Genomic DNA, 13,544 nt, shown 5'->3' on the forward strand with positions numbered 1-13,544 from the left:
CCTGTCTTCTTATCTAATTCATATTACCCTATCATAAGTTTTTCTACAACATCTTTCAACCCCATTGAATAAGAACCTTTGACCAGTATCCATTCATTTCCTGTTAAAGCGTTAGAAACCGCATCAGTCAATGCTTCTTTGTCTGTAAAGTAGTGTACTTTTTCTTGACCAATGAGGGAAGCTGCTTCGTCAGCAAAATTTTTCATGGCAGTTCCATATAAAAAGACACCGGCAACTTCACCATTTTCAAGTGTACGGGCAGATTCTTGGTGCAGCTGATCGGAAAAATCGCCAAGTTCCAACATATCTGCTAAAACAAGATATTTTTTTGCAGCTGTCGGCATATTTAAAAAGGTGTTCAAAACAGTTTTAAGGGCAGTGGGACTAGAATTATAAGCGTCATTCAAGATACGGCTGCCTTTTGGAGTCGTCAGCCACTCTAAACGGCTTTTCGATCGGTCGATATGCCGTAATGCGGTTTGGATTGTTTCTGGCTCCACACCTAATTCAAATGCGGCCAGCATGGCTGCCATACTATTGAAGACATTGTGTTCACCGATGATCGGTACATAAAATTCTCTATCAGCAGTTTGATTGGTCGTGAAAGTCGTTCCTTCTTCGCTAGTTTTAATGGTAGTAGCGAAAATCGTCGCCTGATCCGTACGACCAAATGTCACCGATCTTGCTGGCAAAGCGGTGTGCTCGGTAAGCAGTGGCTCATCACCTGGATAAATGAACAGTCCGTCTGCTTTCAGTCCAGTAACGATCTCAAATTTAGCATTGGCGATCTCCTCACGTGATCCCAAATATTCGATATGTGCTTCGCCGATATTTGTAATGATCGCGATATCTGGTTGGGCGATTTGGGAAAGTACTTCGATCTCATGACGATGGTTCATTCCCATCTCCAGTACCGCAACTTCTGTATCTTCCGGCATTGTCAGAATCGTATACGGCAGGCCGATATGGTTGTTAAAATTACCGCCAGTCCGGTGCACACGAAATGTTTCGCGTAGCATGCCGGATAAAATATCTTTGGTTGTCGTTTTCCCGTTGCTGCCAGTCACGGCGATGACTTTCGGATTTACTTCCTGCAGATATACCGCAGCTGTCTGCTGGAGGGCAAGAAGTGTATCGTCGACAAAAATAAGCGGAAAATCTGCTGGTGGGTTCGGAACGCCTTTCTGCCAAAAAGCTGCACTGGCCCCTGCTTTTCTGGCTTGATCGACGAATTCGTGACCATCACGTGCGGCTCCTACGAATGGGACAAACAGATCTCCTGCTTCGATCACACGTGTATCAAAGCAGATCCCAGTTACAAGTGTTTCATCAAATGGACTCCGCGTTTCGATTTGGAGCATTTCTTTTATTTCTTTCAGCGTTTTTTTCACAGGTTATCCCTCACAGTTCTTAAAGTACTTCCATAAGCACAAAAACGAGCTTGAAAAACAGTTCCGTTTGTTGGAACTGCATTCAAGCTGTCGATATGCGTCATTTATTATTCCGCTAAAGTATGTTTTAATGCGCTTTTAGCAGCAAAGCGTTCTTTCGCAAGTTCTACCAAACGCTCGATCAATGCCGCATAGGGAATGCCGCTCTCATTCCAAAGCAATGGATACATGCTGTATGGGGTGAAGCCGGGCATTGTGTTGACTTCGTTCAATAAGATCTGATTGTCTTGCGTCAAGAAAAAGTCTGCACGTACAAGACCAGCTGCATCAAGACCCAGATAAGCTTGGATCGCATATTCTTTCATTTGCTCTAGCACAGCAGGATCGATTTTAGCAGGAATCGCAAGTTCCGTTTTATTGTCGGTATATTTCGTTTTGTAATCATAAAAAGGTGCTAATCCGTCTTCTGGTAAAATTTCTCCTGGTACGGAACATACTGGTGTATCATTACCTAGAACGGCGATCTCGATCTCGCGAGCTACCACACCTTGTTCGATCACAATGCGGCGGTCGAATTGGAATGCTTCGTTAATGGACGCTGCTAATGCTTCTTTACTTGTTGCTTTTGTGATCCCTACGCTGGAACCTAAGTTTGCTGGCTTGACAAACACTGGATACTGTAATACTTCTTCAATGTCAGAAAGCATTTCAGATTGATGTTTTTGCCAATCTACTAAGCGCAGTGAAACAGCGGGTACTTGCGGAATCGCTGCGTCTGCAAATACTTTTTTCATAATGATCTTGTCCATTGCAGCGGCTGATGATAATACGCCATTTCCAACATAAGGAAGCTGCAATACTTCAAGGAAGCCTTGAATCGTGCCGTCTTCTCCATTTGGTCCATGTAATAATGGGAACACAACGGTATCTTCCGTTTTATAACCTAAGATCTCGCCTGGATTGATCCATTCGCCATGGGAAGGTTCTCCTTCTGTTTGGCTTAAATGCGTCGTTTCTCCATCTAAGAAACGTAATTGTTCCGCAAATCGAATCGGTTCTGTCAGCGCAGGACCACTTATCCATTCGCCTTCGTTTGTGATATAGATCGGCTGAATTTCAAATTTATCTAATTGAACAGCACCGATAACCGAAAAAGCTGTTTGTAAAGAAACTTCATGTTCTGCGGATTTCCCGCCATATAATACTATTAATTTGGTTTTCATCTAACCCCTCCGCCACGTTTTACTCCAATCTATTTTACCATGTTTTCAGAGGATGAAAAGCATTATCTTTAGGAAATTATCATCTACTTCAAGCAGAAGTAAGTTTCAGCCCTACTGCACCGATCACGATAAAACTCAAGAAGAGGATTTTAAGAGCGCTTTTCGGTTCTTTAAAAGCAAGCATGCCAAGAATCACACTTCCCGCTGCTCCGATACCTGTCCAAATGGCGTAACCCGTTCCGATCGGTATCTCTTTGAGAGCAAGTGATAGCAAATAAAAATCCACCGCCATGGTGGCAAATGTCAACAAACTAAATTTCAAATTACGAAAACCATTCGATAGTTTCATAAACAGGACAAAAACCATCTCTAAAATACCTGCTGCCACTAAAATAAGCCATGCCATTAGGCTTCACCATCCTTTTTTCCATCGATCAATTTCAAACCAAGGATTCCAACTAATAATAAAACAAGTGCTGCGATCTTAAAAAAGCTGACACTTTCATTTAAAAATAAGATTCCTACTATTGCGGAACCAGCTGATCCGATTCCTGTAAAGACTGCATATGCTGTGCCGATCGGTACCAGTCGTAATGCTTTCGCAAATAAATAAAAGCTGATTGTTAAAAAAAGCACGGTGATGGCACTCCAGCCCCACTCCGTGAACCCATGAGATTCTTTCAATCCTAGCGCCCAAATGATCTCAGCGATTCCACCGCCAATCAAATACATCCATTCCATGTTGTTATGCCTCCTTCTGTGTTAGTGCCTGCTTCAAGAAAAGCCAGGCAGATTCTCTTCGTTTTGTAATTTCTTCTGATTCATATAAATTACCTTCCATCAACAAGCCATCAAGCATCATATAAAAAACATGCATCCAGCGAAGCGTTTGTGCTTTGGTGAAATAAGCAGGTACTGCCTGCTCCATAATTTCGACTGTAAGATTCTCAAAGGTTTGTGTAATATTCTTTACGCTTTCCGAAATCGCTTCCGGCGGATAAAAAATGGCACGCTGAGAAAATTGCTTTCCTAATTTATCTGTATTTATATCGGTCAAATAATAAAACAAAGCTTCTAATAACGCTTCGCCCTTTTTCCCTTGCTTTTGCAATTGCTTGATTTTTTGCAGTTCCAGTTCCAGTACATCTTGATAAACTTCTAAAAACAACGCTTCTTTAGAAGAAAAATGCGCGTAGATCGATGGTTTTTTGATTCCGACTTCTGCAGCGATCTTTGCTAGTGAAGTCGCTTCATAGCCGATCTCAGCAAAAAAGTGCAGCGCAGTGGATTTGATCGTTTCTTTTGACATTTCATTCACCTACCTAACGTTCGTTAGTTAAATAATAACATAGAAAACCAAAAAAATAAACCATTGAAGGTTTATTTTTTTACAATTTCCCATTCTGAACGTCGATTATCGTAAATAATACTAGCTACTTCTGATCCTTTATCGATAGCATCCGTGTGTACGATCTCTTCCCCTACATTGGTGAAAAGTGGGATCTCGATTTGCGTACGTGATTTTTTGGCATTGGCAAAATCCAGATAAACGCCTTCTTTAAACAACGGAACTAATGTTTCGATCAGCGATTCTGAAATATTGGCAACATCTTTTTTCTTGCCGAACGAGAAGATGCTTTTTTCCGAAACTAAGTCAGCTGTCCGTTTTGTAATACAATAGCTGAGCAATGTATAAAAACGATTGATGTGACGGTAATAGGTCTTGTTGATATGTCCATCCGATGAACTCAAATAGACAAAGTTGTTTTGCAATTTATAGTAAAACGGCGAACGCAAATGTCTTCCTGTATGGGCCAAATACAGTAGCTCTGCGATTTCTTGAGCTGTCAGCTGATTAAGCAGGTCCACCTCTTCAAAATCGATCCAGCTGAATGCTTCCTGCTTCCGTTCTTCCTGTACTTGCAATTTATGAATATCGCCCGCTTCTAAATAATGAAAAAGTGTATGAGCATTAAAAGAAGTGTCATCTAAGTGGTGCTTGAGTAACAATAAATTTTCTGGGAGTAGTCCGATTCCATTTACAAAATCGCAGAAATCAATGCCGCGAGTGGCAACACTGTTAATGACATAATCAATATAAATATAAATGGACTGCTCCTTTTTCAACTCTTTTTTCATTGGTCTTCCTCTCTCTATTCTAAAATTCTTCTTACTCCTATCATAACGCAAAAAGCGCGCGAATAATATTGTTTAGCTCGCATTTCGACTAAATAATATAAAAAAACCCGCGTCTTAAAAAAAGACACAGGTTTTACATTCATTTCAGGCTATATCCCAATTTTCTAAATGAACTTTGAAGAGATTCCAGTACATCTTTTCGCGATTTAGTCTCTTCTACTTCAATGCCTTGTTTTTTTAACTGAAGGATTATTTTCTTTAAATCATCTTGGTTTTGCTCCATCCTGACCGCTCCAATCCTCTGGTTTTCATCCATCTTTCTCTATATTACCTACTTTATCATAAGTTAATCCATAAACCTAGATTTTTTTGAAATTTTTACATTTTTCATCATATTGTAATAGAAGGAGTTTTACGAAATAAATTCCGCCTGTCGAATAGCATAAAAGCTGCGGCTACCTGAATGATTCCAGCAGCCGCAGCTTGATTTATTATCGATAGGTTTAGTCGGTATTATTTCCGTCATGATGTTCTTTTAAGACCTGTTGTACCCATCTGGAACTATAGCCGAATTCGCGTGCTAAACTTTGCGGACTTTTGCCACGATAGGTTTTAACGATTTTGGTTTCACTTTATCACTTGCATATAATCTTGTCGGAAAATTTAATTGCTGTCCCTTTAGTACATCATATAGCTTTAGCATCGTTTCCAGCCCCACTATTTCTGCTAATTCTTTATATACTTCCGCCAAGCAATCTTGATGTATTTTTTGACTGCTGATCACGTATAACTGTCACTCCCTCCCTTATCCCCCTTTCATAATAGCAAGTTTTAAATATTTCTTCTAAGTATCGATTCACGCACTTTGCGTGGATATTAGTCACCACCCTCTCGTGCGGCTAATTTCCAATCAAAAAAGAAACCAAACCGGAAACCAATTTGGTTGGATTTTAGAGATGAAACAGTTGCTGATAAAGCGTTTCGCGATAGTTCTTGTGGACAGGCTGATAGTAAAATGCATCATATAATTCCTCCAACTCAGGCTCAATACGAAAGTCCTCGGTGATATACCTGTTGATAGAAGCAATGATTTCTTCTGGACGTTCATACCGCTCTCCAAATTGATCGATATCGAAATCAAGACGATTATAAATGTGATTGCCTCCTAAAAATCGTTTGAGATCAGGAAAGAAAAAAGCGATTTTTGTCTTGGTCTTGATGAAATCGAACATAAAGGAGGAAAAATCAGTGATAAACAGTTTATATTCCTCAACCGCTATTTTTTCACCGCTTTCGATAATATGAATATTGCTTTGCTCTGTGTTGAAAAGCGCACCTTCTTCCATAAAGATCGGGTGCAGTTTTACGTCCAACTGATAATTATTTGTTTTTAGGATATCATTCAATTCCGGTGAATTAATAAACGCATGAATCGCTTGAAAGAATTCTGATTGGTAAAAAGCTTCTTTTGCTATGGTGCGGTTTAGGTACTTATCTTCTTTCACTAATGATTTTCTCCACGAAGGGGCAAACAACAGCTTGTTTTTTTTCGTCCCTGACGTGATCAGGTCTAGTCGCGGCATTCCAGCTTGGAGCAGATCCTTTTCTGCGTAGCCATAGTGTTTTTTGAGATTTTCCTTCTCAAAGTCGCTGGAAATCAAAAATTTGTCAAAGTTCGTTTTGTGTTTGCCATACAGCCATGGAGTGTGTGCATTTAAAACGCCGTGTTGCAAATAGACGACTTTATGTTTCATCTCCGAATAAAGCGCATTATAGGCTTGATTGGAAAGCGGCGAATATTCTAGTTTCTCTTTAAAAGAAGTTAAGATCAGTTCACTGTAATAAAAAAGAAGTTTATGTTTTAGCGATCCAAAAAGGACCACCTTTTGCTTAGGGATTTCTCCTGCTACCTCATTTAAATGTCGAACAACATAATATCTATTTACACCGTCTTTTTTAGTCATATCGTGCTTGAATTGAATAAACGCGTTATCTCGGGTATTTATTCTGTCGTTATAAAGCCAAATTCGTTTTTGTTTCCATACGAGAGCGAGGAGCTTTTTATATTTTCTAAAAGTCAAAACGTTCCTCTGCCCTTTTTTCTCGTACAGCTTCGATTGGTGGGCAAGGACATTTTTCGCGAAATCCCGATTTTTGCTGCGCTCTCTGATAAGGATCGCAAACGGATTTTCTTTATAGGAAATAATGGTTTCTGGCAAAACGACATGTTTTGACTGGATATGTTTTTTGAAGATAATATCCTCTTCAAAATAAGGAACCGTTTTATAAACGACACCATTGATCTTTACTTTCACTAAAAGCTCTGCCTCTTGGCGAAGATCTAGTGTAAAGTCAAAACCCAAAAAGGAACTCACTTGGAGATGAGACTTATAGTAGCTGGCCGGGGTTTCTCGCAGCCATACTGTTTTTTTGTAATCCTGCTGTTCACTGGTCAGCTCCAGTGCGACATCATCCGCATTGTCCAGTAACGGCGCTTTGATATATCCGACGAATTGCAGTTCTTCTCCTATTTTTTTGATTTTATTAAACACGATCGTCACATGCTGAAGGGTGTGGATATGCTCGTCTTTACTGAAAAAGCGTAAGCCAAAAGAATCGTTTTTATGGATGATCTGTTGTTTGAAGGTTTGAATAAAATAGATTTTATGATAATAATCCATCAGTGGTTGTTCTAAAATCGTATGGACTTCGATATGGTCAAAAACCTGAACGATCCTATCCATCCATTCTGCATATCCCGGTTCTTTCAAATGAAAGGGAAATAAAACATTTTGAAGAAAACGCCAATTTATTTCGTATAAGATCATGCTTTGAACGTACGCTGGCACGCTGCCGTAATGTTTGAGCGCATTGTTGATGAGATTCTCAAAAAACTGTAGCAGCATATCGCCAATATCGACTGGGTTTTTAAATTTGTCGACAGTCGATTCATGACCGATATCATAGACATATCCGCCATTATTTGAAAAGGCGATGTTCCCCATCGTAAGTACCATTTGTGTATTAAACAGCGCATCTTCGCATTGTTTGAGTGATGTATTGAAATAAATCTTATCTGCGTCATCCAGATTTTTTATAACTACATTCATCGTGCATTGATTCAAGAATGGAAACTCACCAATATTATAAAGGCCGCTTCTGTTCTTTTGCCGGAAGTTAGCATTACGGATATGTGGTTTGATGTCATTGCCTTCCTTGGTATACAGCGGATATGCTAGAATATTTGTTTCTTCTTTATATTTTTCAAATGTAGTGATTGCATGATATATCGTTTGTGGTAATAACAGATCATCGGCATCCAAAAACAAGATATATTCCCCCTGCGCGATTTCTAGCCCTTTATTTCTAGCATGGGAAACACCTTTATTACGTTGCTTGATGTAATAAAAATTGTCGTATTTCAAACTGTATTGAAGGCAGATCTCACCACTTGTGTCTGTTGAGCCGTCATTGATCAGCAATACTTCATACGTCAGTCCTCTGGTTTGCTGGGCGATGATCGATTCCAGTGTTCTTTCTAAAAAGGCATCGGCATTATAAACGGGGATGATAATACTCACATTATATTCGATATTTTTTTCCAAAACTTGACTGCTCCCTTTTGAATATATTCGTTCTAACCTTGCTGCTTAGAAAAACATAACCATACCTGCAAAATGCAATGATACGGTATTTAATTGCTGCAAGCAGATTAGAAGGTCTAGTGGTTATTTTTTTAGTTAATAGATATTTATAGAAGTAGTTTTTTTTGATCTCATTTTCAAAAAGAGACGGATTACTTTCGATAATAAGGCGTTGGAGAGTAACGTAATCACGATAACTTTTATTCTGAAGGATAAAAAAAATATTATTTAATTCCACAATGAATTTATAAACAATGATCGACGAATCTTCTATCAATTCGTTATCGATACTTTCAAAGAAGTTGCTGATGTTTTCCAGTCCTCTTGATTGAAAGCGCCGGTTTTTGAAAACCAATTTAAAAATCGGAAAAATCTCAAATTCGATCAAGCGTTCAAAATAAGCATGCATGATCGCTTTCTTTTCTGCGGGCAAAAAGGTAGTATTCCTTTCAAACCCTTGTGATATCAGTTGAAAAAGATTGATCAGCGAATTCAAATACGCAAAGGGATATTCTTCTTTTTTTTGCGTCAAAGATCGTTCTCCTGCTTCTCTGATTCGGTAAAAATAAATATCTTCGTTCAAAAAAATGATTTTTTGGGCACTGACATAACTCATAAACGTAACATACTGGTCTTCGCCAAAGATGATATGTTCTGGAAATTTGATTTTTTCAAATAAATGTTTGGCAAAAAGTTTGGCACAAGGACCGATCGAATAAAATAATTCGCTATTTGCTAAGATGTTTTTCTCTTTTCCTGCATAGATTTTTCGACCTAGATGGCTTTCTAAGTACCACTCTTTTTCTGTAGTAAATCGTTTCATTTTTCCATAAACGATATCGGTGCCGCTTGTGATACCTTCCTGATATAAAAGCGTCGCTGCATCTTTTGCAAGTTTGTCATCCGCATCAATGAACATGATGTATTCTCCTGTCGCATGCTGGATCCCGATATTTCTTGCATGGGCCGCCCCTTTATTCGCTTGTTGGAGAATAACAAAACGAGTATCATTTCTTATTTCCGCTTGGATGATGTCCATACTGGCATCCGTCGAACCGTCATCGACAATCAGAAACTCGATTTGTTTCATTGTTTGTTGGATCAAACTACGTATCATTTCTTTTGCATATTTTTCAACATTATAGACGGGTACAACAACTGAAACATACAAAGAATCCTCTCCCTCTTTCACTACTTCACTAACAACTAACGGAATTTATTTTAACTTATTTATTTTTTCTATTTATTTGCATTTGAGCAATGTCTAATTGGTGTCTTTTTGTGAATTAATTGACATGCCACTCTGATTGAATTGAAAAAACAATGGCGCAAATCGTGGTCGGCAAAGGCGTTGATTTCACATTGTTTTCTTCCCCACGGAGCATTTTTTTCAACGGCGTGTTAAATTAGAAAAGAACTTCTCCTGTTCTGCTATTTTTTTATAAAGTGCCTTTTGGCGGGATACATAAATATCTTGACGCTGATAGTTTGCCTTGGTGATAACGCTTATCCGTTCTTTTAACGCTTTTTCTTTGCAAGCTGTAATTGGTGCTATTTCCTCTCCATAATTTGATTGTCCGTATGTCCGATCATAGGGGGTATCCATATAATTCGTTTCGTTCTGATACGTATAAGCCAGATTATTTTTTTCTAAAAAATGAATAAAGTTTTCATAATTACGTACTTGTGTTTTTTCTGCGGAGTGGATGTCGACTTTCTCAATGAGTCCAAATAGAGATTCCCCTTGATTTTCGATGATTTCCTGCGGTGTCATTCTTGTTAAGTTGTGATAATCAGCAAGCTCCTTCATCCGGGCGTCAATCGGAATCGTGATGCTTGGTGTTCCGGCGATCGTTGCGGTAATATTTCCGTGCAGTTTGGTTCCAAAACTAAAATCCATTCCCCGCATATGCGTGATCCATCGAATCGCACTTGTAAAAAACGTTGCATTCCCGCTTTCGTAGGCAATGTCTTTCATCGTGGATGGATAGCTGCCGATTTTAAAAGTCGGTACACCTGTGTACATCAGCTTGAATTCATCCCAGCCTTGCGGGACGAAGCTTGCTTTCTCAAAGGCTTCGTGAAGTCTGTGGATATACTTTAATACGGGGCCAGGAGCAGACTTCGACCGATTGGTAGATAATAGCAGTTCTGAGCCTTTGTCTTTGGCAATCTCACGGATCTTTAGGTTTTCGCCATAGGTGTACATGGATGGACAGCCAATCACCATATGATCCGTACCTTCTTTAAAGCCGAGATTGGTTAAGTACCTTGCTGTCATCTCTCCTCTTATACCGACAATGCTAGATTTTTCCAGAATCGCTTTGATAAATCTTTTACCGTATCATCATATGAAAAGTGCAGATCTTCACTTTTCGATTGGATAGGCGCTTTTATCCCAACTCCGATTAAATAGACAGGGATCGTTAACTTTTTCACTAGTAGTGTCAGCTGGCTCAAGTTGTTTTCAAAATCACCGCGAAAGGCATCAGCTAGCGGTATTACAAAACCTGCATATGTCTCATTGATTTGGTCTGCTTGACTAGCAGATGCGCGATAACCATCTGCTTCTAATACTGTATCGTTAGTAGTTAGGTTTCTGAACAGGCTGTGTGCAAATATCAGATTACCGACATTTCCACCGATGTAATCTGCTTTCATCAAGTCAAAAGCTGTTTTTTGTTCATAGGGATTCGCGCCCGCTCTAATTAATATTTTTTTCACATTCAATCTCCTTTTGAATAACTTTCACCCCGGATTTTCGTTTCCATTTTTATAATAGCAACTTTCTAATACTGTTTCTAAGTGTGACTCCACGCAGTTTTCGTTTAAATAAGAAACAGCCACTACTTTCCATCTTTTAAAAAGAAGTGGCATTAAAAAAGCAGCCGCACAAATGCAGCTGCTTTTAAATAATATTCGGGAACAAAAAAAGAGCAGCGCTGGCTGCTCTTTTTCCTACAATACTTTTTCTAAAAAACTAATCGTCCGCTCGTGCTTCGGTGTGTCGAATACTTCTTGCGGGGTTCCTTCTTCTACGATGTAGCCACCATCCATGAAAATGACACGGTCGCCTACTTCGCGGGCAAATCCCATTTCGTGAGTAACGACCATCATCGTCATGCCGTCTTTTACGAGGGATTTCATAACATTCAATACTTCGCCGACCATTTCCGGATCTAGTGCAGAAGTCGGTTCATCGAACAACATGATATCGGGGTTCATAGCTAGTGCTCTCGCGATCGCTACCCGTTGTTTTTGACCGCCGGACAGTTGTTTCGGATAACTATCTGCCTTATCTGCCAAGCCTACACGTTCCAATAATTGCAATCCGATTTTTTTAGCTTCTTGTTTGGATTGTTTTTTTAATTCGATTGGTGCTAATGTGATATTTTCTAAAACGGATAAATGCGGAAATAGATTAAAGTGCTGGAATACCATGCCGATATTTTCGCGTACTTTGTTGATATCCACTTTTTTATCGGTAATATTATAATCGTCCACAATGACGGTGCCGCCAGTGATCTCTTCTAAGTGGTTCATACAGCGCAAGAACGTGCTTTTACCCGAACCAGAAGGGCCAATGACGCAAACTACTTCGCCTTCTTGAACTTCTAGATTGATATCTTTCAGCACTTCATTTGCTCCGAAATTCTTTTTAAGGCCTGTTACTTTTAATTTAGTCATTTCGAAGTCTCCTTTCCACTCGATCTGATACTTTGGTCAAAATCGTGATAACGATCAGATACATGAGGGCAACAATCAGCCAGATGTCAAAAGATTGGAAGGTTCTCGCAATGATGATCTTCCCGGATTGAGTCAATTCTACCAGGCCGATGACCGACATGATCGAAGTATCTTTCAGTGTGATGACAAATTGGTTGATAAAAGATGGAATCATCGTACGGATCGCTTGCGGAAGCACGATTTTTATCATCGATTTACGATATGGAAGACCTAAACTTCGGGCTGCTTCCATCTGTCCGGAATCAACGGATTGGATACCGCCACGGACGATCTCAACCATATAGGCACCAGCATTTAAGCTAAGCGCAAGCAGTGCGGCCAAGAATGCCGGCATTCGGAAATCAAGAGCTTGCGGGATACCGAAGTAAATGAAGAACGCCTGTACTAGTAATGGTGTTCCCCGGAAAATATCTACATACACGGTCGCGATGCCACGAACGATCCTGTTTTGGCTTACTTTCATAAAGCCGAATACAACCCCGATAATAAGGGCGATCAGTAGCGAAAGCACAGTCAAGCGGATCGTGTACCATAATCCGGCTAGTAGTGCCGGCCAGCTTTCACCAAGTGAGGCAAAGAACCCACTTTTTTGGCTCGCTTCACCGTTTTTACCTAAATATTTTTCCGTGATTTTCTTATATTCACCGTTTGCTTTCAAATTAGCTAAACCAGTGTTGAATTTATCAAGTAATTCTTTGTTTTTACCTTTATTTACGGCAAAACCGTATTCGCCGCCTTTTTCTTTATCTGTAACGATTTTAAGTCCATTTCCTTGCTGAACGCCGTAAGCAAGGACTGGAAAATCATCGAAAGCTGCTGCCGAGTTTCCGGTTTTAACGTCATCGTACATTGGTGAAGATTCATCGAAAGTGACGATTTTAAAACCGTACTTGTCTTTGATTTTGTCTGCAAACGCGTAGCCTTCTGTTCCTGTTTTAACAGCGACTTTTTTGCCTTTCAGATCTTTATAGCTTTTGACATTTTTTTCGTCTTTATCGACCGCCATTACCACGCCAGATTCAAAATACGGTTTCGAAAAATCGAATTTTTTCTCGCGATCGGGAGTGATGCTCATCCCGGCAATAACAGCATCTACTTGATTTGCCTCTAAGGCTTGAACAGCGGCGTTGAAGCCGAGTGGTTTAATTTTGTATTTGAAATTTTGGTCTTTGGCGATGGCTTTGAGCAAATCCATGTCAATACCAATATATTCCCCTTTTTTAGATTCAAATTCAAATGGCGCGAATGTGGTGTCAGTCGCAATTTCATATGTATCTGTTTTAGCTGCATGGACAGGTTTTGAAACTCCAGAAATCATGAATATCAAAATCAATGCTGCGAAAACTGGAAACAATATGCGTAGACATTTTTTCATTTGCAATTCCCCCAGTCTTTTTATA

14 protein-coding genes are annotated in these 13,544 nt (G+C 39.6%); all 14 read right to left on the reverse strand.

The window, feature by feature from the left end:
- Positions 1-23 precede the first annotated feature (23 nt).
- A complete protein-coding gene (locus EL241_RS09665; RefSeq protein WP_036106072.1) occupies positions 24-1,391 on the reverse strand; it encodes a UDP-N-acetylmuramoyl-tripeptide--D-alanyl-D-alanine ligase in 1,368 nt (455 codons plus the stop codon).
- Between the two features lie 107 nt (positions 1,392-1,498).
- On the reverse strand, positions 1,499-2,614 hold the full coding sequence (locus EL241_RS09670) for a D-alanine--D-alanine ligase (RefSeq protein WP_036106070.1): 1,116 nt from the start codon (positions 2,612-2,614) through the stop codon (positions 1,499-1,501).
- An 88-nt stretch (positions 2,615-2,702) separates the two neighbouring features.
- Positions 2,703-3,020: a DMT family transporter gene (locus EL241_RS09675; protein WP_003754810.1), complete on the reverse strand. Its 318-nt coding sequence runs from the start codon at positions 3,018-3,020 to the stop codon at positions 2,703-2,705.
- Complete coding sequence (locus tag EL241_RS09680; protein WP_003754809.1) at positions 3,020-3,355, reverse strand: DMT family transporter; 336 nt, start codon at positions 3,353-3,355, stop codon at positions 3,020-3,022. The genes EL241_RS09675 and EL241_RS09680 overlap by 1 nt, the downstream gene beginning before the upstream one ends.
- Before the next feature lie 4 nt (positions 3,356-3,359).
- Positions 3,360-3,923 carry a TetR/AcrR family transcriptional regulator gene (locus tag EL241_RS09685; RefSeq protein ID WP_052009176.1) on the reverse strand — a complete coding sequence of 188 codons (564 nt, stop codon included), beginning with the start codon at positions 3,921-3,923 and terminating at the stop codon, positions 3,360-3,362.
- 71 nt (positions 3,924-3,994) lie between these two features.
- Positions 3,995-4,753 (reverse strand): hypothetical protein, encoded by a 759-nt coding sequence (locus EL241_RS09690; RefSeq protein WP_036106068.1) that lies wholly within the window; start codon positions 4,751-4,753, stop codon positions 3,995-3,997.
- 139 nt (positions 4,754-4,892) lie between these two features.
- On the reverse strand, positions 4,893-5,036 hold the full coding sequence (locus EL241_RS13680) for an Lmo0850 family protein (RefSeq protein ID WP_169308986.1): 144 nt from the start codon (positions 5,034-5,036) through the stop codon (positions 4,893-4,895).
- A gap of 297 nt (positions 5,037-5,333) precedes the next feature.
- A complete protein-coding gene (locus EL241_RS09695; RefSeq protein WP_036106065.1) occupies positions 5,334-5,537 on the reverse strand; it encodes a hypothetical protein in 204 nt (67 codons plus the stop codon).
- Between the two features lie 166 nt (positions 5,538-5,703).
- Positions 5,704-8,358 (reverse strand): glycosyltransferase, encoded by a 2,655-nt coding sequence (locus EL241_RS09700; RefSeq protein ID WP_126320536.1) that lies wholly within the window; start codon positions 8,356-8,358, stop codon positions 5,704-5,706.
- Positions 8,336-9,568, reverse strand: a complete 1,233-nt coding sequence (locus tag EL241_RS09705) for a glycosyltransferase family 2 protein (RefSeq protein WP_170166159.1) — start codon at positions 9,566-9,568, stop codon at positions 8,336-8,338. Before EL241_RS09705 ends, EL241_RS09700 begins: the two co-directional genes overlap by 23 nt.
- A gap of 219 nt (positions 9,569-9,787) precedes the next feature.
- Complete coding sequence (locus tag EL241_RS09710; RefSeq protein WP_232020822.1) at positions 9,788-10,678, reverse strand: glycosyltransferase family protein; 891 nt, start codon at positions 10,676-10,678, stop codon at positions 9,788-9,790.
- Positions 10,679-10,686: 8 nt separating this feature from the next.
- Positions 10,687-11,121 (reverse strand): hypothetical protein, encoded by a 435-nt coding sequence (locus tag EL241_RS09715; protein WP_077912767.1) that lies wholly within the window; start codon positions 11,119-11,121, stop codon positions 10,687-10,689.
- 234 nt (positions 11,122-11,355) lie between these two features.
- Complete coding sequence (locus EL241_RS09720) at positions 11,356-12,084, reverse strand: amino acid ABC transporter ATP-binding protein (RefSeq protein ID WP_003754789.1); 729 nt, start codon at positions 12,082-12,084, stop codon at positions 11,356-11,358.
- Complete coding sequence (locus EL241_RS09725; RefSeq protein ID WP_232020875.1) at positions 12,077-13,462, reverse strand: amino acid ABC transporter substrate-binding protein/permease; 1,386 nt, start codon at positions 13,460-13,462, stop codon at positions 12,077-12,079. Before EL241_RS09725 ends, EL241_RS09720 begins: the two co-directional genes overlap by 8 nt.
- Positions 13,463-13,544: the final 82 nt, after the last annotated feature.

It is taken from the genome of Listeria grayi (assembly GCF_900638015.1).
GTDB lineage: Bacteria > Bacillota > Bacilli > Lactobacillales > Listeriaceae > Listeria > Listeria grayi.

Bases quoted from the DNA above. Each gene is read 5' to 3' on its own strand.
- EL241_RS09670 (WP_036106070.1), bottom strand. From the start codon at position 2,614: ATGAAAACCAAATTAATAGTATTATATGGCGGGAAATCCGCAGAACAT.
- EL241_RS09675 (WP_003754810.1), bottom strand. From the start codon at position 3,020: ATGGCATGGCTTATTTTAGTGGCAGCAGGTATTTTAGAGATGGTTTTT.
- EL241_RS09680 (WP_003754809.1), bottom strand. From the start codon at position 3,355: ATGGAATGGATGTATTTGATTGGCGGTGGAATCGCTGAGATCATTTGG.
- EL241_RS09685 (WP_052009176.1), bottom strand. From the start codon at position 3,923: ATGTCAAAAGAAACGATCAAATCCACTGCGCTGCACTTTTTTGCTGAG.
- EL241_RS09690 (WP_036106068.1), bottom strand. From the start codon at position 4,753: ATGAAAAAAGAGTTGAAAAAGGAGCAGTCCATTTATATTTATATTGAT.
- EL241_RS13680 (WP_169308986.1), bottom strand. From the start codon at position 5,036: ATGGAGCAAAACCAAGATGATTTAAAGAAAATAATCCTTCAGTTAAAA.
- EL241_RS09710 (WP_232020822.1), bottom strand. From the start codon at position 10,678: ATGACAGCAAGGTACTTAACCAATCTCGGCTTTAAAGAAGGTACGGAT.
- EL241_RS09720 (WP_003754789.1), bottom strand. From the start codon at position 12,084: ATGACTAAATTAAAAGTAACAGGCCTTAAAAAGAATTTCGGAGCAAAT.
- EL241_RS09725 (WP_232020875.1), bottom strand. From the start codon at position 13,462: ATGATTTCTGGAGTTTCAAAACCTGTCCATGCAGCTAAAACAGATACA.